Origin of the sequence: Halanaerobium congolense, from assembly GCF_004366375.1 — a bacterium.
In the GTDB taxonomy this organism is placed as follows: Bacteria; Bacillota; Halanaerobiia; order Halanaerobiales; family Halanaerobiaceae; genus Halanaerobium; species Halanaerobium congolense.
In genome coordinates this window covers 57052-81200 of the sequence record NZ_SOEF01000006.1, presented here as the reverse complement: position 1 = coordinate 81200, position 24149 = coordinate 57052, and the positions used below count along the sequence as shown (strand labels likewise).

The following is a 24149-nucleotide window of genomic DNA, read 5'->3' as shown; positions in this document are numbered from 1 at the left end:
TTAAGTAATATTATTCTTCTCTACTGTCCAAAAAGTTGACAGATGTCAAGTTATCTAGAATCTGATTCAGGGTAGTTTAAAGCCATATTTCTCCAGTTTATTATAAAGTGACTGTCGAGAAATAGATAGTTTTTCTGCTGCCTGACTTATATTATTCCCTGTTTCCTTTAAAGCAGCTGTGATTAAATGTTTTTCTAATTCTTTGATATTTTCTTTTAAAGATAATTTATTTACTGCTTTAAACTCTAAATTTTTATAATCTTTAGCTGAACCGGTCTTTTTTAAAATATATTTAGGAATATCTTCTGGCCTTATTTTGCTTTCATCAGCACTATTAATAAAGGCTGCTTCTATACAATTTTTAAACTCTCTCACATTACCGGGCCAGCTGTATTTAAGAAATATTTTTTCAACTTTGGTATCTATACCTTCTATATTTTTAGAAAATTTGCTGTTAAAATCATTTATAAAATGATCAGCCAAAACTTTAATATCATCTTTTCTATCTCTCAGTGGTGGGATTTCAACATTAACTACACTCATTCGATAAAATAAATCTTCTCTAATTTTATTTGTATTTAATAAATCATCCATCTTTTCATTTGTTGAAGCAATAATTCTAACATTAGTCTTATATTCTTTTCTGCCGCCAATTCTGCGAACCCTACCATTTTCTATAACCCGCAGCAGTTTAGCCTGCAGTGAAAGCGGCATTGAGTTAATTTCATCAAGAAATATAGTTCCTCCATTTGCTAATTCAAATAATCCTTTTTTCTCTTCTGAACCGGTAAAACTTCCCTTAGTTGTACCAAAAAATAGACTTTCCATTAAGTTTTTAGGTATAGCCGCACAGTTTTGAGATATAAATGGTTTAGAGGCTCTTTTACTTGCATTATGAATAGAATGTACAAACAATTCCTTGCCGCTTCCTGTTTCTCCATAAATCAAAATATTCGAATCATATTTAGCAGCTCTTTTAAGCTGAGCTATGATTCTCATTACCTCTGCATTTCTGGTAATAATATCAGAAAACTGATATTTAGAACCCAAATTATGTTCATGTTTGCTTTTAGATTCGGCTTCAGCTGTACTAACTATACTGTTAATATCATAGGATAAAAAAACCACTCCTAAAATTCCTTCTTCATTTTTTAAAGGAAAGGCAGTATTAATGGAGTTAACCTCTGTCCCATCATCTAACTGCATAACCTGAGGCTGATTGACTACCGCCTCTCCGGTTTTCAGGACTTTTAAAGCGGTGCTTGTTTCCCAATCAAGCCAGGGATAAACCTCTAAAAATGGTTTACCTACAACTTCCTCAGTTCCCAGTTTATTATGAATATCATTATAATTATTGTAATAAAGAATTCTGGCATTCTTATCTATAATGCAGATAACATCAGTTTCTTTAAATGCTCTTTTAATATGATGAAGATTTTTAAAAGACATAAATATTGCTCCTTTGAATATTCTTTTGATTATAAATTAAACTTATCCACTGTTTTTGTTAATTTTTCTGCGGTTTCTGCTAGTCTTTTAGCTGATTCAACTACTTCTTTAGTAGAATTAAGCTGTTCTTGACTATATGAAGCAACCTCTTCTGAACGTTGAGCAGATTCTTCACTAACTGCAGCAATTTGATTAATTATTTCTGCCACTTCTTTACCTTTGCTGTTAACTTTATTTGTTTTCAAATCAATATTTTCAATAATTTCACTTAATTTAACTGAAACTGCTTTCACCTTATCAAAGGAAAGTTTAGTATTTTCAATAACATCAACACTACTTTTAACAACATCTTCTGTTTCATCCATTTTATTTACCGAATTATTAACTCCTTCTTGTATATCTTTTATCAACACTTCTATTTTTTCGGTAGCCTTAGAAGATTCTTCAGCTAAATTTCTAATTTCATCTGCAACAACACTAAATCCCCGTCCAGCTTCACCCGCCCTAGCTGCTTCAATAGCAGCATTTAAAGCCAAAAGATTTGTTTGAGATGCAATACCATTTATTAAATTAACAATATTACCTATTTCTTCAGATAAAACACCTAACTCACCTATACTATCTGAGACCTGTTTAGTATTTTTATTAACACTTTCAATTTTTTCAATGGAACTCTCCATGGATCTGCTTCCATTTTCAATATTATTCATCACTAATTTTGTTTCACTTTTCATATTTTTTGACATTTTATCAATATTATCTATCTCTTTACTCAACTCAGCAACGACTGCTGTGCTTTCTTCAGTCTGGGCTGACTGCTCTTCAGCACCAGAAGCAACATGCTCAATAGATGACCCAACTTTTTCAGCCGAATCTTCAAGATTTTCTCCAGATGCACTAAGTTCTTCACTAGATGATGATAAATTTAAAGCAATGTTGTTAATTTGAGATATCATATTTCTTAAGTCATCCTGCATTTCATTTAAAGCTTCAGATAAAATTGATATTTCATTATTTCCTTTAGCTTCTATTTTTTTAGCATTTAAATTACCTGAAGCAATTTCTTTAGAGAAATTAGTTGCTTCAATGATTGGATCTGCTATTATTTTTGAAATATATAAAGCAAGTATAGTAATTAATACTAACACAGCTAAAATAATTGTGATTATTTGCTTATACATTTGATTTATTTGTGTTTGCAACTCTTTTTTAGGTATTACAGATATAAAATTCCATGATGTTTCTTGAGATTTATATGTATTAAATAAATATTCTTCTCCTCCCATTACTGCTTCAAAATAATTATTTTTACTCTGATTTAAATTATCATTTAAACCTTCTACACCCAGCTCTGAAATATTTTGAAAAGTTAATTCTGATTTTCTAGGGTGTGCTAAAATATTATTTTGATCATCAACTAAAATAATGAATCCTTCTTTTCCAATTGTAATATCTTTGATCAAAGAAGTTAGACTACTTAAACCAATGTCAATTCCTAATACTCCCATAAATTCTCCTGCCTCATTATTAAAAGCTGTTACAGCACCAATATTGACAGTATCATCCGCTTCCCAATAATAAGGATCTGTTAAAGAAACTTTATTTTTATTATTTACTCCTACTTTATAAAAAGGTCTTTCTCTAGGATCATAATTACTGCCGATAACTCCTGCTGGATGCTGAATCATCCCTCCATATTTTGTACCTATATAAATATATGATACTTCAGGATGGGTTTTAGAAAAATCATCAAAAAGATAAAATATTTCTTCTTCTATTCCTCCATTTTGAGATGGAGTCATCATTAAATTATCATTACTGTTAGTTAAATATTTGGTTATATTATTATCAACCTGAGCTATGTATTCATTTTTAGCTAAGAAGTTTGTATTAGCTTTCAACTGCTGAAAATATAGGTTAATCGCATTATCTACCTGAGTTACTTCTCTTTTAGTTGACTCTATAAATGAATTTTCAATTATTTCTTCGACATTTTTGATTTGAAAATAACTTACTACCCCTAATGGAACCAAAGCAATTAATAATAAAACAACTGTCAATTTGAATTTAATGCTGTTAAAAAACATTTTTTTTATATTTTTAATTTTACTCACTCCTCAAAATATTGTTTACTGTATACTGTCGACTTTATTCTATTATTATATTAATTCTTCATTCTCAAAAAAAGACCTTTATTTTTATTAAAAAAATTTATTATTTTTTTTTTAATAGATTTTTTATTTGACAAGGGGAAAATAATTTATTATACTTTTATTCATACAATTTAAATATTATAAATGTTATGATAGGAAATGAATAATAAATATATGATAACAGAGAATCGGTATTTGCTGGAAACCGTATCTATTTTATTATTACTCTCATCCTTGAACAGTAAGGCTGAATCTAGTAAGTCTTATCGGTAAATTTTTGCATCCGTTATCTTAATGCTAAAGTACTATTTATTTTTAAAAGTACTTATTGAGGCTATTAACTTTATTAATAGTGAATTAGGGTGGTACCACGTGAATAAACCTCTCGTCCCAAATAATAGATTTAGGCTGTTATTTGCGATGAGAGGTTTTTATTTTTTAAAAATTATAATCTAAATATTAAAAGGAGTTGAAATTATGAAAAAACTATCAGGTGCTGAAATCTTCATTGAGTCTTTGAATAACGAGCAGGTAGAATTAGTTTTCGGGTACCCTGGAGGAGCCGTTTTACCAATTTTTGAAGAGTTTCGTAAATCAAAAATAAAATTTGTAATGCCCTACCATGAGCAGGTAGCTATCCATGCTGCAGGTGGTTATGCTAGATCAACCGGCAAAGCTGGAGTTTGTGTAGCAACATCTGGACCAGGCGGTACCAATTTAGTTACAGGTCTGGCTACAGCCAATATGGACTCTATTCCGATTGTAGCTTTTACAGGTCAGGTGCCGATGTCTGCCATTGGTACAGATGCTTTTCAGGAAGCAGATATTAGAGGTATTACTGCTCCAATAACCAAACATAACTATTTAGTTAAAGATATTAATGATCTTGCACAAACTATTAAAGAGGCCTTTTATATTGCCCAAACAGGTAGACCAGGCCCGGTTTTAATTGATATACCGAAAGATATTTTAATGCAGACTGCAGAATTTAACTATCCAGATAAAGTTTATTTACCCGGATATAATCCAACCAAAAAAGGACATGGTCTTCAGATCAAAAAAGCAGCTGAAGCTATAAACACTGCTAAAACTCCAGTAATTTATGCTGGGGGAGGAGTAATTAACTCAAATGGTAGTCAGGAATTAAGAGAATTAGCTAATAAGAGTGGAATTCCTGTTACAACAACTATGATGGGTTTAGGTTCTTTTGACAGCACAAGCCCCCTAAGTTTAGGGATGTTAGGCCTACACGGAACAACTCAGGCAAATAAGGCAATATATAATGCTGATTTGATTATCGCAGTTGGAGCAAGATTTGACAATCGGGTAACCGGAAAAATTGATAAATTCGCCCCTAATGCTAAGATCATTCACATTGATATTGACCCTGCTGAAATTGGAAAACGCCTCTACATTGATATTCCAATTGTAGGAGATGTAAAATTTGTTTTAGAAGAATTAAATCAAAAAATTAATGAAAATGAACACCCAGAGTGGATGCAGCAAATTAATGAATGGCGGGATCTGCACCATCAAAAGGCCTATCAGCCTAAAAAAGGGAAACTGACTCACCGCCAGGTTATGGAAGAAATTTATAATGTCAGTCCAAAAAATACTATAATAACTACTGAAGTAGGACAGCATCAAATGTGGGCAGCCCATTATTATAAATATACTGAAGCCAGGTCTTTTATTTCTTCAGGTGGTTTAGGTACCATGGGCTTTGGTTTTCCAGCTGCTATTGGAGCCCAACTGGGCAACCCAGATAAAAAAGTTATAGTTATCGCAGGAGATGGAAGTTTTATGATGAATATGCAGGATATGGCGACAATTGCCAAACAAAATCTGCCGATAAATATAGCTATCTTTAACAATAAACAGCTGGGAATGATTAGACAGCTGCAGGAAGTTTATCAGGATAAAAATTATTTCTCTACCTGTTTAAGAAAAGATGTTTCCTGTCCCCCAGACTGTTCTGTGGGAGGAGAAAATTGTCCAGAAGAAATGATTCCTGATTTTGTTAAGTTAGCTGAGGCATTTTCTAATTTTAAAGCAATCAGAATTGAGAAAGTTGAAGATATAAGACCAGCAATTGAAGAGGCTGTCAATAGTCCTAAGCCCTATCTGCTTGACTTTATTATGGAAGAAGAAGAAACAATGTTCCCGATGGTTGTTGATGGTGACAGTTTAGATGAAATGCTTTTACACAAAGAAGAGATCAAATAAGTTTTTTAAATTATAATATTAAATAGGTGGAGCCAATTTACCCAGAAATTATGATTTCAAGCTAATTTCTGAAGCCAATTGTCGCTCCACCTATTTTTATTCTAGTTACCTTTTATTTATATGTTTTTGAATTAAATCATCAATTTAAATTATGCACTCTCTTTTTGCTGTGCCGGTGCTTTTTCAGCAAAAAGTTTATCCGCACTTGGGAAAGCAAAGTAAATAGCTAAGAGACCCGCAATTAAAACTAAGAAATTATAATGTAGATTAGGAATAATTTGAATTGGAGAAATTTTAGCTAATGAACCCGCTAATAAGATCTGAGCTCCATATGGAATTATTCCCTGCCAGACACAGGCAAAAATATCTAAAAGACTAGCACTACGGCGTAAATCAACATTATTTTCGATTGCTATATTTCTAGCAAGTGGTCCACTAATGATAATAGCAACTGTATTATTTGCTGTACAAACATCTGTAACACTAACTAAGGCTGCAATTCCAAGTTCTGCACCTTTAGTGTTTTTAATTCGACTGGAAATTGCATAAATTAGATACTGTAATCCGCCTTCTTTCCGGATCATCGCTGCCAAACCTCCGGCAAACATGGATAAGAAGAAGACCTCTGTCATACTATTAAAACCAGCATATGCTTCCTGAGCCATTGCAATAAACGTAAAATCACCAAATATAATACCAATTAAACCTGATAAAAGCATTCCACCAAATAAAACCATAAAAACATTGACACCGATTAAGGCAAAGACTAAAACAGCAATATAGGGAACTACTTTAATAATTTCATAAGAATATTGTGAAGCCTGAACTGCTGTGTCCCCTACAAAAAAGAGGAATATTAAAGTAATGATAGCAGCCGGCAAAACGATTAAAAGGTTCATTTTAAACTTATCCCGCATCTCAACACCCTGAGTTTGAGTTGCAGCAATTGTAGTATCAGAGATAATGGAAAGATTATCACCAAACATTGCTCCCCCAATAACAGCACTGATAGTTAATGGTAATGGTAGTGCAGCTTTAGAAGCAATACCAACAGCAATTGGAACTACAGCGCCAATTGTTCCCATTGAAGTACCCATAGCAGTTGCGATAAAAGCTGCTATTAAAAATAATCCAGGTAATAAAAACTGAGATGGGATAATTGAGAGACCTAAGTTAACAGTTGCATCTACTCCACCTACTGCTTGGGAAACAGCTGAAAAAGCCCCAGCAAGCAGATAGATCATACACATTATAATAACATTATTTTCTCCAGCTCCTTTAATAAAAGATGAAACTCTTTCTTCCATTGAACCTGAAGCCATAAAGAAAGCAACAATAATTCCGACTAGAGCAGCAATTGGAGCAGGAAACTGGTAAAATGCCATTTCCACTCCCTGCATAGAAAAGTAAATACCCATTCCTAGATATAATACTAAAAAGACAAATAAAGGTATTAGTGCAACAGGATTTCCTTTATCCAGTTTTTCAACTTTATTTTTCATTTATACTTAACCCCCATTAAATTTATTTTTAAAATTTTCTGAGTATTATCCCCTTATAAGATCCTCCGTATTTCAGGAGGATCTGTCTTATACAGTATTTTTATTTTGTAGATCTTAATTTAAGATTTTAATTTAAATAGTTTATAATTGAACAGTTTATTTTTAAGCTTAAACTGTTGCTAAGGATTCATCTTCTTCGACATCAGCTAATACTGATAAAGAGTTATCTAAATCAGCAATAATATCTTCAACATCTTCAATACCAATTGAAATTCTGACTAATCCATCTGTAATTCCAGCCGCTAATCTTTCTTCACGAGGTACTGGAGCATGAGTCATTGAAGCTGGATGCTGAATTAATGTATCAACATCACCTAAACTAACTGCCAGAGTTGCTAAGTTAACATTGTTCATCATCTTCTCACCTGCAGCATAGCCACCTTTTAACTCAAAACTAATCATACTACCAAAACCAGATGCCTGCTTTTTAGCTAAATCATGCTGAGGATGACTTTCTAAACCTGGATAGAATACTCTTTCTACTTTATCATGAGCTTCTAAGAATTCAGCAACTTCCATTGCATTTTCTGTATGCTTGTCAACACGAATTGGAAGAGTTTTTAGACCTCTTAGTAATAACCAAGCATTAAATGGACTAATGATTCCACCAAAATCTTTAAGTGTAGTCATTCTAATTTCAGCTAGCATTTCTTCTTTACCAGCTATAATACCGGCAATAGCGTCACCATGGCCGCCAATATATTTTGTTGCACTGTGAACAACCATATCTGCACCTAAAGCTAATGGATTTTGAAGATAAGGAGTCATAAAAGTATTATCTACAATTACTTTTGCTCCTGCCGCGTGAGCTTTTTTGCTGATTTCTTCAATATCAACTAAGTTTAGAGTTGGATTTGAAGGTGTTTCTAAATAAACAAGTTTAGTATTATCCTGCAGATACTCATCTACATTGTCTAAATCAGATAAATCTGCAAATGTTACTTCAATTCCATATCTAGGCAGAATCTCTTCCATTAAAGAGTGAGTACATCCATATAGACAGTCATGAGCAAGAATATGATCTCCAGCATAAGCAACCGCCATTACAGATGCAGAAATCGCTGACATACCAGAAGCTGTAGCAATTGCTGCTTCTGCACCTTCTAAAGCTGCCATTTTTTCTTCTAGAGCACTCTGAGTTGGGTTACCAAGTCTTGTGTAAATATATCCTTCTTTTTCTCCAGCAAATTTGTCTGCTCCATCCTGAACATTTTTAAAGGCAAAGGTTGAAGTTTGATAAATTGGTGTGTTGTGAGCACCTGTCTGTGGATCTGCATGCTGACCTGCATGACAACAAAGTGACTGAAAACCTAATTTTCCTAAATCTTTCTTTTCCAAAATAAAAACCCCCTGTAATTAATTTAAATTTAAATAAAACTTTATTTGTTGAATTACTTTCACCTATATTATAATGCAATTAGTGTGCCACAATTTAATAATTTAGAGGGTTTTTCTTGATAATGACTGTTATAACAGTCATTATAGTAATAAAATTATTTTTTTAAATTATAATTAATTAATTGTTAATTTTAAAATTAGTATAAATTGTTTTAAAATTTAGAATAATGTTAAATAATGTTTACAGCACTATAGATAGATTCAAAGTCGGTTAAAGTTGATTAAGTCTAAATAACTTCAATTTATGGCTAAAATCTACTGTAAAGATTTCTTTACAAGTGGAAAGTTTTATTTCAAATTATATTTTTTAGCCTTATTTAAAACAGTAGTATGAGAGACTCCAAGTACTTCTGCAGCTTTGCGCAGGCTTTGTTCTTCATTTAAGGTATGAGAAATCACAAGTTTTTCTAATTCACCTACCATTTTTTTAATCGACGATATTTCTTTAATATCAACATAATTACCTTTTAGTAAACTATCTTTATTATAATCTCCAGCTTCTCTATTTAAGTAATTGTTGTTTTGCAGTCTTAATCTATCAAATATAATATCATCTGCAGTAATTTCTAATGAGGAAACAAAATTAATTGCTCTTTCTAAGACATTTTTAAGCTCACGCACATTTCCCGGCCAATCGTAACTCATTATCTTTTTTTTAGCTTGTGGACTTAAATGTTTGTTAGGAATTCTCATTTTATTGGTGATTTTCCAAATGAAATATTTACTTAAGGCAAATAAATCTTCTCTTCTTTCCCTTAAAGGAGGAATAATTATTGGGATTACATTGAGTCTGTAATATAAGTCTTCTCTAAACTTATTTTCCCTGATCATCTCCTCAATTTTTCTATTTGTCGCAGCAATGACCCTCACATCAATATTAATAACCTGATCTCCACCAACTTTTCTAATCTGATTTTGTTCCAGAGTTCTTAAAAGTTTTGCCTGCAGATGTGCTGACATTTCTCCAATTTCATCTAAGAATATTGTACCTTTATCCGCAATTTCAAAAAGTCCCTGTTTACCTCCCTTTTTGGCACCGGTAAAAGATCCTTCTTCATAACCAAAAAGCTCACTTTCTAATAAAGAATCAGGTAAAGCAGCACAGTTTACAGCAACAAAGGGTTCCTGGCTTCTGGAACTGGCAGAATAAATAGCTCTGGCAAAAAGTTCTTTTCCTGTCCCGCTTTCTCCTCTAATAAATATTGTTGAATCATTTTTAGCTGACCTTTTTGCATATTCAATTAGCCGCTCCATTTTTTCACTTTGATGAATAATATCATTAAATTCAATTTTAGGTGTTTCGTGAATTGTATTATATAGTTTTCTTACTTCATCAATATCTTTCATTGAAGCAACTGCTCCAATTAGATTATTATCTTCATCAAAAATCGGGGTAGTTGTGGTAAAATAGTGAGACTTGCCATAATCTCCTTCAATTAAAATCTCTTCATTTTCTATCTTCTTTTTCTTTTTTAAACTCTCAATAATGGGAAACCGATCTGAATCTAAAATGTCTCTAATATCTTTTCCGATAGATTTTTTTAGTGAAACATTTAAGATAACCTCAGCTGACTTATTCATTGTACTAATTTTCCCATATTTATCAATAGCAACAATACCCTCTTTTAAATTATTCATTACAGTCTTTAATTCCTGTTCTTTGACTTCAAAGGGCATATATTCTATATCAGACACTTCTTTTACAAAATCTAAGCGTTTTAATTCAACAAGCAGTTCTTCTCTTTTTACCTTTTTACACTCCGGCAGATCACCAACTCGAATATAAATTTCTCCAGGAACTACCTCCATAGCCATCAAATTGATATTTAAATCATCAACAAGATTAAGCAGGCGGCTTGTTACTCCAGGCATATCAATAACATCTATCTTAAAAGAACAGCTCATATTTTCTCCTTTCAGAAAAATCTATTTTAGTGGTTAAAATTAGAAAATACATGTCTGGGCAGTTATAAAGGCAAAAAATAACTTCTATAAAATAACATCCACATATTATTTAAATTATAACATAGAATATATTAAAGATGAAATATTACAATTTCTAGCCAGGGTTTAAAATAAACCACAAAATCAAAAACAAAGTTCTCCTGCTTTTGTTTGATTTTTCGGAAAATATGTTGTATACTTTTTCATATTAAAAAAATTAATAACTATAATTGCTTAAATTATATTCTTAAACAGAAAGGAAAACCTTATGAAAAAATATGCTTTGACACTTATAGTCTTACTGGCAGCTATATTTATTTTGAATACCACTATTTACGCTGAAGCAGTAGTAGAAATTTTTGATGAATGGACAGTTTACCAGGATGAAGATTCTACTACAGGACAAATGAATGTATCAATCCATCAGATGACAGATTATGCTACCCCTCTATATATGAGCTTTTATCAGGGAGAAAGAACTATTGCAATAGTTCTTAGAGATTTAGACAAAACTGCAGATACATTGAAATAGATTATAAATTTGATGAAGCTCTTGAAAATTACAAGGATTTATTATTATCAGATTGAAAATTTTAACTTATATTATTGATACTTGAAGACAGAAAAACCCGCCTCTCGGCAGGTTTCTAAAATGGGCATCAGCCCTTAATATTCAATGGCGGAGAGACAGGGACTCGAACCCTGACACCTTTCGGCTTCACCGGATTTCAAGTCCGGCTCCTTAGCCAATTCGGACATCTCTCCACTTATGTCACGAATAATATTGTACTATAGATATCTATTTCTGTCAAGAGATATTTAGATAGAGTTTCCCCAAAATCACAATTAATAACCTTTTGATATCCTTAACATTGCTGCAAACTGAACAGGTTAGGCTGTTGTGATCTTTTAAATTTGATATTTGAATTTAAAAAACTTTTTATTCCTGTGCGACTCTTTTTTAAAATCTCAAATATACCAGCGGTCAGCAGTATAAATACCTCTGTTACCAAAATGTTTTTTAACAAAATCTAAGCCTTTTAATATTTCTATATTTTGACTTTTAAAATCTTTATTATCAAAATTTTTTAAATTTCTTGACAGGCGATCAATAGTCTTTTTTAACGAAATTTTTTCTTTTAAAGCTCTGGAAATCTCACTTAATAAAACAGTCTGATTTTCTAACAATCCATATAAGACTTGAAAGAAAAATTTGCTTTTAGGTTTAGTTAGATTTTTAGTAATTTTATTTGAAAAAGTTGATAAATTTCGTTTCAATTTATAGATAAGTCTGCTATAATTAATCATAGGTGAAACAACTCCTTTTTGGTTTTTTGTGGTGAATTAATTATACCAAAAATCGGAGCTTGTTTCACCTTTTTTGCGTAATCTGTTGATAACTAATTCTCATCAGTTTTGAAGGAGAATTATCCACAAATTTGCCTGTTGATAACTTTTGATTTGTTTCTAAATAAAAAATGGGGAAACTCTATTTATCAATAGCTTTTTAGAAAAAATGCATAGAGATACTCATTTTACCTTAATGTAAAATTATAGCAACAACCTACCGTTAAATACTAACTTTAAAGTTTAACGTATTTAATCCACATTTATGGAAGCGAGGGGTATCACGCTAAATAACGAGGTTATGGTTATCCTCCAGAAAACTACGATATCCCCTCAGCATAAGAAAACAAAATTATTTGGTGAATAATATATATTTTTAATTTAACCAGCTAATTTTGAAGAATTAACGTCCAGCTAATTTTTCAGTGTTTTTAAAACATTATTTTAAGCTACCCAATTTAAGTGCGTCTAAATTTAACAGTAAACCTATGGCAAATCATTAAAATCAACAATTTTTAATTATGAAATACTTAATTCTTCTATTTTATCTTCATCTCCTGCCGTAATTTTTTCGCCCTGTTCGGATGTAATTGTACTGCCGCTAGAAATATGTTTATTAGGGAAGTTTTCTTCACCGACATAAGAGAAAACTCTGCAATTTCTGCCCATTACTGTACCTTCTGGAATAGTAGCTCTTTTTGCTATAATATTTAAACCACTAGCCAACAGATCAGGTTTATCTCTATTGGGAGTATGGTCATCTCCATCCCCAATCTTACAGTTTGCTTTTATTTCTACTTCCTTATCAATAATTGCTTTATCAACAATTGAATTACTTCGAATAACGCTGTCATTAAAAACAATTGAATTACGAACAACTGCTCCTTTTTCAATATAGACACCTGGACTTATAATGGAATTTTCTACAATACCATTAATAATCGCCCCATTTGAAATTAGGCTGCAGGAAGCTCCTCCATATTTCCCAAATTTAGCAGGAGGTTTTTCTTCGCTTCGTGTATGCAGTTTCCAACTTTCATCATAAAGATTTAATTCTGGTATTGATTTTGCCAGTTCCAGGCTAGTTTCCCAGTACGACTCAAGAGTCCCTACATCTCTCCAGTAATCATCGTATTTATATAGATATACTTTTTGATCTTGATTTTCAATCATCGGTGGAATAATATGATGTCCAAAATCTGAATTTTGCTGATTGCAATTCTGCTTTAAAAGATCTAACAGTACATCTGTTTTAAAAACATAGATTCCCATTGAAGCAAGATTGCTGGGAGGATCTGCAGGTTTTTCTACAAAATCAGTTACCTCGAAGTCAGGTGCATGATCTAAAATTCCAAAACGACTGGCATCTTTATAATCTACAGGTTGAGCAGCAACAGTTAAATCTGCTCCTTTTTCGCGATGGTAATTTACCATCTTACTGTAATCCATCTCATAGACATGATCACCTGAAAGAATAATCACCTCTTCTGGGCCATTGCTTTTAATAAAACTAATATTTTTATAAATTGCATGAGCAGTTCCCTCATACCAATCTGTATCTCCTGGCTTTCCTCTAAAAGGCTGTAAAATAGTGACTCCGCCTTTTTTTCGATCCAGATCCCAGGGTTTACCAATTCCGATATGTCTATTAAGCGAATGAGGTAAATATTGAGTCAAAACACCAACATTGTAGATACCCGAGTTAACGCAGTTACTGAGAGCAAAATCAATCAATCTGAATTTACCTGCAAAAGGAACTCCAGGTTTTGCCCTGTGAGCTGATAAAATATCAAGCCTGCTTCCTCTTCCACCTGCCAGAATTAATGCTAATGTTCTCATTATATATTCCTCCTTTTATCTACCAATTAATAAGATATGGTCAATTGGAATATATTATATACTGCAGATTATAGAGATGGATAAATTGTCTGAATTATTACATTATTATAATTCTCGACTTCTTTTATTTTTCCTTTATTTTTCTATTTTAAAGTTAGCACCATTATTTCCAAAATATTTATTATCCTTCCAACTGGTAGAATCATTGATGACAGCATTGAGCATTTAACAGATAATGATCGTATAAACGTTCTAATTATTGAACTTTCTGAGATATTAACAACCTTATCCATAATTATTTTTTAAAAAACTTGACCTGGAGTTAACTCGAGATGATAAGCTATTAAACAAGAAGATAGAAAAGAAAAAATTAAATTCGGAGGTTATAATGATGAGTTTTAAAATGGATATAGCGACAAAATTATTGTTTGGATCTGGACAGCTAAATAATCTGCATCAAGAGGAATTACCTGGTAAGAAAGCTTTAATTGTTATCTCAAATGGAACCTCTGCCAAAAAGTACGGTTATTTAGAAAAAACAGAAGAACAGCTTAAAAAAGCTGGAGCAGAAACTGTTTTATTTGATCAGATAGAAGCAAATCCCTTAAAATCAACAGTTATGGCAGGTGCCAGAATGGCCGCAGATAATAATTGTGATTTTGTAGTGGCACTTGGTGGAGGAAGCAGTATGGATGCCGCCAAATCAATTGCACTGATGGCTGTTAATGAAGGTGATTACTGGGATTATATTCCCGGTGGAACTGGTAAAGGTAAAGAAGTTAAAAATACTCCACTCCCTGTAATTGCAATTACAACTACAGCTGGAACAGGATCTGAAATTGATAGAGGGACTGTAATTACTAATTCAGAAACTAATGAGAAAATTGGATTTATACATCCCGATCTTCTGCCTGAAATAGCAGTTGTTGATCCAGAACTAATGACCACAGTTCCGCCAAAATATACTGCATTTCAGGGTTTTGATGCCCTATTTCACAGTATAGAAGGATATCTGTCTAAATTTACCAATAAAATGAGCGATATGTATGCAATTACCGCTGTTAAAAATATAGCTGAAGGACTACCAAAAGCTGTAGAAAATGGAGATAATCTAAAGGCAAGAGAGAAAGTAGCCTTTGCTAACACTTTATCCGGTTTAGTAATGGAAGTAGGTGCATTAACAAGTCAGCACTCTTTAGAACACGCAATGTCTGCTTTTCACCAGGAGCTTCCGCATGGTTCTGGTTTAATTATGCTTAGCAGGGCATATTTTGGCAAAATGATAGAAAGAGGAGCTGCTGAAGAGAGATTTATTGAACTGGCAAAAGCTCTGGGAAAAGATGATGCCGAAAAAGCAGAAGATTTCCTTACAGCTCTCGAACAGCTGCAGCAAAAATGTGGGGTAGCAGAGCTTAAGATGTCTAATTATGGAATTAAAGAAGATGAATTTGAGGCAATGGCAGAAAATGCGAGAGAAACTATGGGAGAACTTTTTCAGTGTGATAGAAGCGAATTAAGTTTAGAAGACACTGTAGATATTTATCAGAAGGCCTATAAATAAACAACTTCAATAAACAGAAATTCAACAAAAGATTACAGAAGCCAATAAGAAACCAGAAGAATCAGGTGAAGTTGATGGTCTGGAGCTTGGAGACCAGGCACTGCCTGAAATTAAACAAAAAGGTGCACAGTTAACAGTTAATTGCTGTTAGTCCTCAGACTCCGACTAATACTCTCAGCCAGAAAGAAAAGGAAGAACTGGATTTTGAACTCTTAAGTGATCAAAGAGGAGAAACTGCAGCTGATTATGAAGTGTTATTTGAAGTTCCAGCTGCTGTTAAAGAAGTGTACCAGGGCTTTGAACTTGATATTGCAGAGTATAATGGACTTGATGAGTGGATTTTACCTGTGCCTGCAGTCTATATTATAAATCAGGAAGGGAAAATATAATTTGTCGATCTGAATATAGATTATACTGTTCGCACAGACCCCCAGACAATAATTAATAATTTGTAAATTAAACAAATAAGAGGAGTTGAATAAAATGGCAGATAAAAATAGTTTAGTTGTTTTATGGACAAGTGGAGATAAAGAAGTAGCTAAAAAAATGGTTTTTATGTACACGCTTAATGCTAAAACAAGAGGATGGTGGCAGGATATTAAATTTATAGTTTGGGGACCCTCCTCAAAACTGTTAAGTAAGGATCAGGAACTGCAGGAGCAGATTAAAGAATTTATCGAAGAAGGAATTGAAGTTGAAGCCTGTCAGGCATGTGCTGATCAGTATGGTGTTGTCGATGATTTAGCAGAACTGGGTATTGATGTTAAATATATGGGTGTACCATTAACTGATTACATTAAAAGTGAAGCTAACATTATAACATTTTAAACATCTAATGATTATTACTATGAGATAAAAATTATTATAACCTTGATTTAATTATTTAAGAAGGGGTTTTGCAAAAATATTTTTGATATATTTAATTTAAACAATAATAATGGAGGTTGGTTTAATTATGGAAAAAAATGATATTTTCGACAAGCGCTGTAGTGTGAGAAAATTTACAGATGATGACGTTCCTGATAAAGATATCGAAGAAATGCTGAAGGCAGCAGTAAAAGCACCTTCCGGCAAAAATATTCAGAACTGGCATTTTGTAATTGTTAAAAATAGTGAAAAGATAAATGATATAGCTGAAATTATTTCAGTTAAAAATAATAAATTAAGAGCTTTGATAAAAGATGAAGATTTAAAAAAGAATTTTAAAAGATATTTAAAATTCAGTACTCATTTTAAAGAAGCACCCGTGCTTGTACTGATTTTTGCTTCAGATTATCCGGTAACAGGACAGGATATTATGGAAAGAGCCGGTTCTTCTGAATCTGAAATAAAAACTCTGCTTAAAGCAGATCCAGGAATTCAGAATATAGGAGCCGCTGCAGAAAACTTTATGTTAAAAGCAGCAGATATGGGTTATGGAACCTGCTGGATGACAAGTCAGAATTATGCAGCTTTGGAGATTCAATCATATCTGGGTATAGATAAAGATAAATATTATCTAGCCTTAATTACACCTCTTGGTGTTCCGGCTGAAGAAGTGAATTCTCCCAAAAGAAAGGACCTATCTGAAGTTGTAACCTGGATTAAGTAGAAATTATCAACTAACCTATATAATTTTTTACCACAAAAAAGTATTTGTGAGCATATCATATAATAAAGGAGTTTCCCTGCAGATATTATGGTTAATGAAAAGAGGAAAACTCCTTTATTAGTACCGAGCTTAATTTTAACTTTGGTTTTAAATGATAATTTATTCTTTATCCTCAAGATTAAATCTGGAAACAATATTATTTAATTTTTCAACCATATCAACCAATTCTTCTGAAGCATTTACAACTGTTTGAGTTGAAGCAGCCTGTTCTTCACTGGAAGCAGCTACTTCTTCTGCATTAGCAGCTGCCTGTTCACTGACATCAGCAATCTCATCCACTGAATTTTTCACATGAACACTATTTTGATTCATTTTTTCGACTTCATTTCTTATATTAATAATTAAAGTCTCTAAATCTTCAGCTTCATTTGTTATTTTTCCAAAAGAGGAAGCTGTTACATTTATTGCCTCCACACTTTCCTCTACGGCTTCTTCATTTTCATCCATATTTTCTACCGCTTTTTCAACATCTTTTTGAATTGATTTAATTAATTTAGCTATATCATCAGTTGCATTAGACGACTGTTCTGCCAGCTCTCTAATTTCTTCTGCCACTACTGAAAAACCTCTTCCAGCTTCTCCTGCTCTGGCAGCTTCAATAGCAGCATTTAAGGCTAAAAGATTTGTCTGTTCAGAAATCCCATTGATTAAATTAACTATTTCACCTATTTTTTCTGAAGACTGACCTAATGAATCAATAGCTTCTGCAGTTGTTTTAGTATTATTTTTAACCCGAGAAATACTTTCTTCAGAACTATTTAGAGCCTGATTACCCGATTCAATATTATTCATTACATTTTCAGATCTTTCTGTCATATTATCAGAATTTTGATTAACGGACTTAATCTGTTCTCTTAGTTCTGCAATAGTAGCAGATGTTTCTTCAACCTGAGCTGACTGTTCCTCTGCTCCAGAAGCCACAGTCTGCATTGCATCACCAATTTCTTCAGCAGATGCTGACAATTCTTCTCCAGTTGCGGTTAACTCCTGGCTGGAAGCAGATAGATTATTTGACATATCCATCATATCTCTAATCAAGTCGCGTAGTACATCTGCAAATTTATTAAACCAGGCACCCAATTTTTCTATTTCATTTTTATTTACTTCTTTATAGACTTTACATTCAGTACAGTCTTCATATTCTCCAGTTGTTATTTTAGGACAGTGTACTTCTTTACCAAACTCAGGTGCATAAGATCCTACATCAAACCAGCAGGTTACACCATCTCTATCAAAATCAGGACAGCTTTCTTCACCACAATCCATAATTTCTGAGCACTTTACTGTTTTAATTGGATATGAAACATTTAAATTACCAAGTGCTAAAGCAGCAAACATACCTTCAAAATCTTCTAAGGGATCAAAGATCTTCTTTGAAATATAGAAAGTAATAATTAAAGTAATTAAAATTCCAATCAGAGCAAAAATAATAACATTTCTGGCCAGTGTATTTAAGCTATTTACTAACTGACTGCGATCAAAAGCAGCTTTGAAATATCCGCTCACTTTTCCCTGATAATCTTTAAACGGTAGTAAAAGAAGATTACTTTTACCTCGACTTTCAATAATAGTTTCCCCTTTTTCTAAACGGGAAATTAGCTGTCCACTAACTTCATAAGGATCATTATCTTCTGTACTTGCTATCCAGCTGCTGCTATCTTCTTCCCAGCTTATATTCTCCTTATCTGTAAGGGAGTAAAGATAATAATCACCATTAAATTGTGTTTTGATTTCTTCTAAAAAACCTGAGCCCAGACTTGACCCTAATTCAACAGTTCCCAAATGTTCCCCCTGATATTCTATAGGAGAAACTACCCGTAAACCATATCCTCCTCTCCCTTCTTCAATTCCAGAAACTAATTTTTTATTTTCATTTGCCTGATTGACTGTAAAACGGAAAGATGAAAGATTATCTCCATATTTTTCTAGATTATGTAACCTTAAAAAAGAAGTTGAGTCAGGTAGGTGAAAATGAAATTGAGCCATTTCTTCATTTATGTCCTGGTAAGATTCTAAAAGCATTTCTTTAAGCAGTTCCCTATTTCTCTCAGCAAATGCCTTTTGAACTGCAGTATTTTTAGCAACCAAACTGATTGCAATTTCTCCCTCTTCCTGCATGTCGTTTAATTTTATCTTCATTGTTGTTGAAATTGCATTAATTTTTTCTTTTTCCTGTTCTTTAATCACTGCTGACATGTTAGAATAAATAAAATAGCTTAAAACCGAAATTATGATTATCATACTAAGACTGATAGTTAAAAGTAGTAAATTCCTTAATGATAAATTTATTTTTTTCATAACTTTCCCCCTTTTTTGGCAATCCTATATCCTTAAATTACATCAAAATTTTAAATATAATTTATAATTTACTCTGCTTTTTAAAATAACGATTCCTATTTATATAATTCATTGGATGTTTCTTTTAATAAATAAAACAACCTTTTCTCATTAATTTTTTCTCTAAAATCTTGATAATAATCACTGGCATTCTTCTGTTTCTCTATTCGTAATTGGTTAATCTCATTATAATTTTCTAAAAGGGTTGCTACGATATCTTTATCAATTTTATTACTGAGACTCATTTCTGTCAAAATCTTTTCAACTTTATTTTTTTTCATGCCCTTTCTGTAAGGCCTATCTTCAGTAATTGCAGTAAAAATATCTGCCACTGCCATAATTCTTTCACTTAAATTTAAATCCTTTTTATCAAGTTGAAATGGATACCCAGTACCATCTAACTTTTCATGGTGATAAGCTGCCATATTTCTAATTTTATCTAATTTGGGACTGGTAGATAGTGCCTGGTAAGTATAATATGTATGACTCCTTAAAATGTTCCATTCTTTCTTTGTAGGCTTTCCCTTTTTATTCAAGATTTCAGTTGGTACCATTAATTTTCCAATATCATGTAGGTAAGCTGCAGCCTTAATTTCTTTACATTCTCTTTTACTGTAATTATACTTTTCTGCTAAAGCAGGTGCTACTGCAGCAAGTCCCTGAGAATGAGCAGCAGTAAAAGGACTGCGAAAATCTGTAATATGACTGATTAATTTGGATACATTAATTAATTCATCCAGATCCAGCTTCCAGTCAATATCTTCAAAAAAGTTATCCAGCTCCTTACTTATCACTTTCTCAGAAATTATATCCAGGCAAAATGCTTCATTTTCTATTAGTTCTGGAAATAATTTTAGACATTCAGGACAAAATTGTTCTTTATTGTTCTCAATAACTTTTTTTATATGGTTAACCTGATTTAAAACTGATTTACCATCTGAAATTAAAACTACTATTCGATCTGCAAGATGGATAATATTGCTTAACTGATTTTGATTATTAGAATAATCATGGTGATGATATCTAATAATATCAGCAATTTCAGGGTCAAAATAGTTTTGCTCAAGCAGTTTATATCCTACTTCAGCATGAAAATTATTTTCATCATCAGAATTTAAATCCTGATATTCCTGATCTAAATAAAATATACCTAAATCATGAAGCAAAGAAGCTGCAATTAATTTTTTCATTTCTTTGATGTCTAAACCTAACTTTAAGCCAAATCTATAGCTTACATAAGCTACTCTTTTATGATGGCCAACTAAAGTTTTACTGATTAAATCCATTGCATAACTTAATGACTTTATAATGTTATAAAAATTATAATTCTCCTTCATATTACTCGCACCTCTCATAATTTTTCATAAACTCAATAAATTGTTTCACCTTATTTTCTCCCTTTATTAATATACATCTTCTGGTCCGCCTTATTAAAAACCTCTCTTAAACTCTGACTGCTGTCTTCCATCACTTCAAAACCTAAAGAAATAGATAAGGGTTTTACCAGTTTTTCACCCTTATTAAATTCATTAATATTTTGTTGTAGTCGCTGACAGAAACTTTCCGCCTCTTTTTGGTTAGTAGTTGGTAAAATTACAGCGAATTCATCTCCTCCTATGCGGGAGACTACATCTTCAGCTCTAGCTGTCGATTTCAAAATATCTGCAGCATTAATTATATACTCATCACCCTTTTTATGACCATAAGTATCATTTACCATTTTTAATTCATCAAGATCTCCAATTACAATTGTAATCGGATATTTTCGTGAAGAATTTAATCGATTTAATTCATTTTCAAAATATCTTCTATTATATAGACCTGTTATCTCATCGTGAAAGGAAAGGTATTGTATCTGCTTTTCTTTCTTTTTTCTTTCAGTTATATCCTTATATAATGCGTAAATACCTATCTGCCCATCTACCAGTTTAATAGGAAAGCCCTGTAAATATACATTTATTTTCCCACCACTTTTAGTTTTTCTAATACTTTCAGCTTCAATTTTTTCACCATTTTTTACTTTTTTTGTGTATTCCCGTCCTTTTTTAATAAAATCATCTGGAAGAAGAAAATCATCTAAATTTTTATTTAAAAGCTCACTCTCTTTAAATCCAAACAATGACTCAAATTTTTTATTAATTTTTAACACTCGAAAATCATTATCTAAAAGTACAATTGCCTCGGTAGAATTATTAAAAAGCTGTTCAAAATATATTTTTTGTTCTTTAAGTTGGTTTTCGTTTATTTTCAATTCAGTAATATTTCTGATAGTTGATACTATAATCTTATCCTTTTTTTCTTTTGAAGTTAAAGGAGAAAAAATTACATCAAAATATTTTTCTTGTCCCTTAATATTAAGCCTATAATCAAAACTTTTCTGCTTTTCTTCCTGATAAACCATTTTGCAGTATTTTAAATATTTATCTGCTATATTTTTAGGTAAAATATTTTTAACATTTTTACCAATAAGCTTGTCCCTGGCATCAACTAAATCATCAGAATCTGAAGTCAAAATATTTAAATAATTACCCTCTTTATCCAGTAAAATTATTATCTCGGGGATAGCTTTTAAAACTGTACTTAAATATTTTTTTTGTTCAGTTATTTTATCTTGAGCATATACTCTATCTAAGGCAGCTGTAAAATGTGAAATTAAAATTTCAGCCAGTTCTAAATCATTTTCTGTAAAAGAATTTTTATCAGGAGCCGCAGCCTGAAAAACACCATACCTGCCAATCGGAATACTAAGGGCGGATTTGTATATACTTTTAACTGATAAAGCTTCTGGATGGTTTTGCAAATCATCAATGATAAAACTTCTCTTTTCGTTATAGGTTTTAGCTGCTATACTCGTATCTGATATTGATCTTTTTTCCTCTTCAAACTCACTGCTGGAAGCAGCGGAAACAAATTTTTCTTCTTTAACAAAAAGAATATTACATAAATTAAAATTCAAAAGGTTTTCAGCTGCTTTAAGAGTTATTTCTAAAATTTCTTTTTCAGTTTCTAATTCTTTAAAATCTAAAGCTATTTGATGTAATTCTTTTATTATCTTTTCGGTTCCTTTCTTTTCAGCTTTATCTTCAATAGTTATTTCTTTCAACTTTTTCACCTCTATCTAATTAAATATTATTCGGTTCTGATCAAATTAATAAATTCAGCTGCTAAATCTGGGTCGAATTGGCTGCCTGCACAATCACTAATTTCTTCTTCAAAAAAACGCCGATTATATAACTCAGTTAAACTATCCCTATATAAAAGGTATTTTATCTGCTTTTCTTTTTCAAATTGTTCTGTAATATCTCCAATAAATGCACCCACTCCATAACTGCCATCTAAAAGTTTTACTGGGAATTTAGTAACCTTATAAACTCTATCATTCCATTCAACTTCTTCAACTATTCTTTTCTTTTCACTACTAACCATTAATTGATGGTAAACCTTGTCATCAGTTAATCTGCGAAATTTAGCAAATTCTCTATTGCTTATCTGATAATCATTCTTCCCGATTATTTCTTTTTTGGATTTATTATAAAATTCAGCAGCTGCTTCATTTACAAATAAATAGTTCATTTTATTATCTTTTAGATAAATTAGATTATCGTTAGCATCTATAAAAGTCTGATAAAGTTTATTGAAATTTTCCAATTCATTTTTAGTTGATTTTAGTGGTTGTATAATTAATATTGTAAAGAAAAAACTGTAAATCTAAAAATATCTAAATAAAAAAAGGCATCTGCCTGGCTCCGTTGAATTAATTATTTGAGACAACAAAAAATTCAATAAAGGAGTCAAGCAAATGCATAATAAGTTTATCACAGATTTAATGGATTTACCAGACCTGGTTGCAACATATTTAATTCAAACAGAGGAATATTTAGTTTTTGTAGTTGACTATAAAACAGATCATGTTAAATGTCCGATCTGCGGTAAAAAAAACAGCTGAAGTTCATGATAGAAAAAGCTCAGCTTGCAACTTTAGATGAAATTGAAGCTATCAGTATAGATAAATTTACAATTAAGAAAAAACATAAATACGCAGCTGCTCTAACTGGTCCGATTAACGGTAAGTTAATTGATATTTTATCTTCCCGTAAAAAGAAAGATCTAATCGAGTACTTCAATACCTGGCCTGAGGAATTGAAAGAACAGATCAAGTACTTCTCCATGGATATGTGGATCCCATATAAAGCAGTAACAGAAACTATCTTTCCCATGCTAAGATAGTGGTTGATAAGTTCCATCTATCAATAAAGCTCTGGATAAGCTCAGAATCAAGGAACAGAAGGAGCAGACACCTGCTAAATAGGACTAAATTCTACAAATCAAGTCTCACTCTTTTAATGGCTGGTGAAAAACTTGATGATGACGGATATCAGAGGCTGATAGAGATCTTCAAACTAGCTCCCATGCTTTATAAAGCATGGGAGCTAAAAGAAGAATTCTGTGATTTATTACAAATTCCTGATGTTAAAGAGTCTATTCAAGCTTTAAATCACTGGTATGAAAATGTTAGTCAGTCTAAATTAAATCTTTTCTGGAATCAGATTCTTTGACAAATAGTTTGTGATTATCAAGCATTAAATTAGCAAAGGACTTTAAAATAAGCCCCTTTAATTTGAATAATATTTTTCAGTTTAAAATGTATCTTTTCCCCAGGCTTGAAGTAATTTAATCTCCCA

The 24149-nt window shown here is 31.9% G+C and carries 18 protein-coding genes, 1 tRNA gene, 1 pseudogene and 1 other annotated feature; of the genes and pseudogenes, 8 read left to right on the top strand and 12 right to left on the bottom strand.

The genetic code is table 11. The features are described 5' to 3' along the window. Positions 1-66: 66 nt before the first annotated feature. Together C7954_RS03645 and C7954_RS03640 are read right to left on the bottom strand one after the other, a co-directional pair. Positions 67-1449, bottom strand: coding sequence for a sigma-54 interaction domain-containing protein (locus C7954_RS03645; protein ID WP_089723305.1), 1383 nt, complete (start codon positions 1447-1449; stop codon positions 67-69). A gap of 29 nt (positions 1450-1478) precedes the next feature. Beyond that, on the bottom strand, positions 1479-3509 hold the full coding sequence (locus C7954_RS03640; protein WP_166667673.1) for a methyl-accepting chemotaxis protein: 2031 nt from the start codon (positions 3507-3509) through the stop codon (positions 1479-1481). Positions 3510-3742: 233 nt separating this feature from the next. Next, positions 3743-3998: a binding site (T-box leader), on the top strand. Between the two features lie 81 nt (positions 3999-4079). Between C7954_RS03640 and ilvB the strand changes: the two genes are divergently transcribed. Next, positions 4080-5828 (top strand): biosynthetic-type acetolactate synthase large subunit, encoded by a 1749-nt coding sequence (gene ilvB, locus C7954_RS03635; RefSeq protein WP_073159378.1) that lies wholly within the window; start codon positions 4080-4082, stop codon positions 5826-5828. Positions 5829-5977: 149 nt separating this feature from the next. Here ilvB and C7954_RS03630 read toward each other — a convergent pair whose 3' ends face one another. The 3 genes from C7954_RS03630 to C7954_RS03620 form a co-directional block, all read right to left on the bottom strand. Next, positions 5978-7330, bottom strand: coding sequence for a Na+/H+ antiporter NhaC family protein (locus C7954_RS03630; RefSeq protein ID WP_081374586.1), 1353 nt, complete (start codon positions 7328-7330; stop codon positions 5978-5980). A 168-nt stretch (positions 7331-7498) separates the two neighbouring features. Continuing rightward, the gene (gene megL, locus C7954_RS03625) at positions 7499-8728 is read right to left on the bottom strand and encodes a methionine gamma-lyase (protein WP_073159376.1); all 1230 of its coding nucleotides are present in this window, start codon (positions 8726-8728) and stop codon (positions 7499-7501) included. A gap of 348 nt (positions 8729-9076) precedes the next feature. Continuing rightward, a complete protein-coding gene (locus tag C7954_RS03620; protein WP_073159374.1) occupies positions 9077-10693 on the bottom strand; it encodes a sigma 54-interacting transcriptional regulator in 1617 nt (538 codons plus the stop codon). A 307-nt stretch (positions 10694-11000) separates the two neighbouring features. Between C7954_RS03620 and C7954_RS03615 the strand changes: the two genes are divergently transcribed. Further along, positions 11001-11264, top strand: coding sequence for a hypothetical protein (locus C7954_RS03615; protein WP_073159372.1), 264 nt, complete (start codon positions 11001-11003; stop codon positions 11262-11264). A 145-nt stretch (positions 11265-11409) separates the two neighbouring features. Here C7954_RS03615 and C7954_RS03610 read toward each other — a convergent pair. The 3 genes from C7954_RS03610 to C7954_RS03600 form a co-directional block, all read right to left on the bottom strand. Further along, positions 11410-11497 (bottom strand) — tRNA-Ser (locus C7954_RS03610). Positions 11498-11701: 204 nt separating this feature from the next. Beyond that, a complete protein-coding gene (locus C7954_RS03605; RefSeq protein WP_208320669.1) occupies positions 11702-12040 on the bottom strand; it encodes a hypothetical protein in 339 nt (112 codons plus the stop codon). A 558-nt stretch (positions 12041-12598) separates the two neighbouring features. Continuing rightward, on the bottom strand, positions 12599-13918 hold the full coding sequence (locus C7954_RS03600; RefSeq protein WP_134058761.1) for a glucose-1-phosphate adenylyltransferase: 1320 nt from the start codon (positions 13916-13918) through the stop codon (positions 12599-12601). Positions 13919-14309: 391 nt separating this feature from the next. On the opposite strand from C7954_RS03600, the gene C7954_RS03595 reads away from it, so the two are divergent. The 4 genes from C7954_RS03595 (at position 14310) to C7954_RS03580 (ending at position 17070) form a co-directional block, all read left to right on the top strand. After that, the gene (locus tag C7954_RS03595) at positions 14310-15479 is read left to right on the top strand and encodes an iron-containing alcohol dehydrogenase (protein WP_089655299.1); all 1170 of its coding nucleotides are present in this window, start codon (positions 14310-14312) and stop codon (positions 15477-15479) included. A gap of 140 nt (positions 15480-15619) precedes the next feature. Further along, positions 15620-15868 carry a redoxin domain-containing protein gene (locus C7954_RS03590; protein WP_134058758.1) on the top strand — a complete coding sequence of 83 codons (249 nt, stop codon included), beginning with the start codon at positions 15620-15622 and terminating at the stop codon, positions 15866-15868. A 94-nt stretch (positions 15869-15962) separates the two neighbouring features. Then, complete coding sequence (locus C7954_RS03585; RefSeq protein WP_134058755.1) at positions 15963-16307, top strand: DsrE family protein; 345 nt, start codon at positions 15963-15965, stop codon at positions 16305-16307. A gap of 127 nt (positions 16308-16434) precedes the next feature. Then, positions 16435-17070, top strand: coding sequence for a nitroreductase family protein (locus tag C7954_RS03580; protein ID WP_073160930.1), 636 nt, complete (start codon positions 16435-16437; stop codon positions 17068-17070). A gap of 159 nt (positions 17071-17229) precedes the next feature. On the opposite strand, the gene C7954_RS03575 is transcribed toward C7954_RS03580, so the two are convergent. The 4 genes from C7954_RS03575 to C7954_RS03560 all read right to left on the bottom strand — a co-directional run bounded on the left by C7954_RS03575 (position 17230) and on the right by C7954_RS03560 (position 23115). Beyond that, positions 17230-19428, bottom strand: coding sequence for a methyl-accepting chemotaxis protein (locus tag C7954_RS03575; RefSeq protein ID WP_134058752.1), 2199 nt, complete (start codon positions 19426-19428; stop codon positions 17230-17232). Between the two features lie 95 nt (positions 19429-19523). Further along, positions 19524-20804 (bottom strand): HD domain-containing phosphohydrolase, encoded by a 1281-nt coding sequence (locus C7954_RS03570; RefSeq protein ID WP_166667672.1) that lies wholly within the window; start codon positions 20802-20804, stop codon positions 19524-19526. A gap of 50 nt (positions 20805-20854) precedes the next feature. After that, positions 20855-22570 (bottom strand): sensor domain-containing diguanylate cyclase, encoded by a 1716-nt coding sequence (locus tag C7954_RS03565; RefSeq protein ID WP_134058747.1) that lies wholly within the window; start codon positions 22568-22570, stop codon positions 20855-20857. 26 nt (positions 22571-22596) lie between these two features. Then, the gene (locus tag C7954_RS03560) at positions 22597-23115 is read right to left on the bottom strand and encodes a PAS domain-containing protein (RefSeq protein WP_134058744.1); all 519 of its coding nucleotides are present in this window, start codon (positions 23113-23115) and stop codon (positions 22597-22599) included. 151 nt (positions 23116-23266) lie between these two features. Between C7954_RS03560 and C7954_RS13605 the strand changes: the two genes are divergently transcribed. Both C7954_RS13605 and C7954_RS14150 read left to right on the top strand, forming a co-directional pair. After that, positions 23267-23413, top strand: coding sequence for a hypothetical protein (locus tag C7954_RS13605; protein ID WP_166667671.1), 147 nt, complete (start codon positions 23267-23269; stop codon positions 23411-23413). A 5-nt stretch (positions 23414-23418) separates the two neighbouring features. After that, positions 23419-24023, top strand: a pseudogene (locus tag C7954_RS14150) (ISL3 family transposase). Positions 24024-24149 lie beyond the last annotated feature (126 nt).

Coding starts and splice junctions, on each gene's coding strand:
- C7954_RS03575 (WP_134058752.1), bottom strand. CDS start 19,428: ATGAAAAAAATAAATTTATCATTAAGGAATTTACTACTTTTAACTATC.
- C7954_RS03620 (WP_073159374.1), bottom strand. CDS start 10,693: ATGAGCTGTTCTTTTAAGATAGATGTTATTGATATGCCTGGAGTAACA.
- ilvB (WP_073159378.1), top strand. CDS start 4,080: ATGAAAAAACTATCAGGTGCTGAAATCTTCATTGAGTCTTTGAATAAC.
- C7954_RS03580 (WP_073160930.1), top strand. CDS start 16,435: ATGGAAAAAAATGATATTTTCGACAAGCGCTGTAGTGTGAGAAAATTT.
- C7954_RS03570 (WP_166667672.1), bottom strand. CDS start 20,804: ATGAAGGAGAATTATAATTTTTATAACATTATAAAGTCATTAAGTTAT.
- C7954_RS03630 (WP_081374586.1), bottom strand. CDS start 7,330: ATGAAAAATAAAGTTGAAAAACTGGATAAAGGAAATCCTGTTGCACTA.
- C7954_RS03605 (WP_208320669.1), bottom strand. CDS start 12,040: ATGATTAATTATAGCAGACTTATCTATAAATTGAAACGAAATTTATCA.
- C7954_RS03595 (WP_089655299.1), top strand. CDS start 14,310: ATGAGTTTTAAAATGGATATAGCGACAAAATTATTGTTTGGATCTGGA.
- C7954_RS03645 (WP_089723305.1), bottom strand. CDS start 1,449: ATGTCTTTTAAAAATCTTCATCATATTAAAAGAGCATTTAAAGAAACT.
- C7954_RS03615 (WP_073159372.1), top strand. CDS start 11,001: ATGAAAAAATATGCTTTGACACTTATAGTCTTACTGGCAGCTATATTT.
- C7954_RS03585 (WP_134058755.1), top strand. CDS start 15,963: ATGGCAGATAAAAATAGTTTAGTTGTTTTATGGACAAGTGGAGATAAA.
- C7954_RS03600 (WP_134058761.1), bottom strand. CDS start 13,918: ATGAGAACATTAGCATTAATTCTGGCAGGTGGAAGAGGAAGCAGGCTT.
- C7954_RS13605 (WP_166667671.1), top strand. CDS start 23,267: ATGCATAATAAGTTTATCACAGATTTAATGGATTTACCAGACCTGGTT.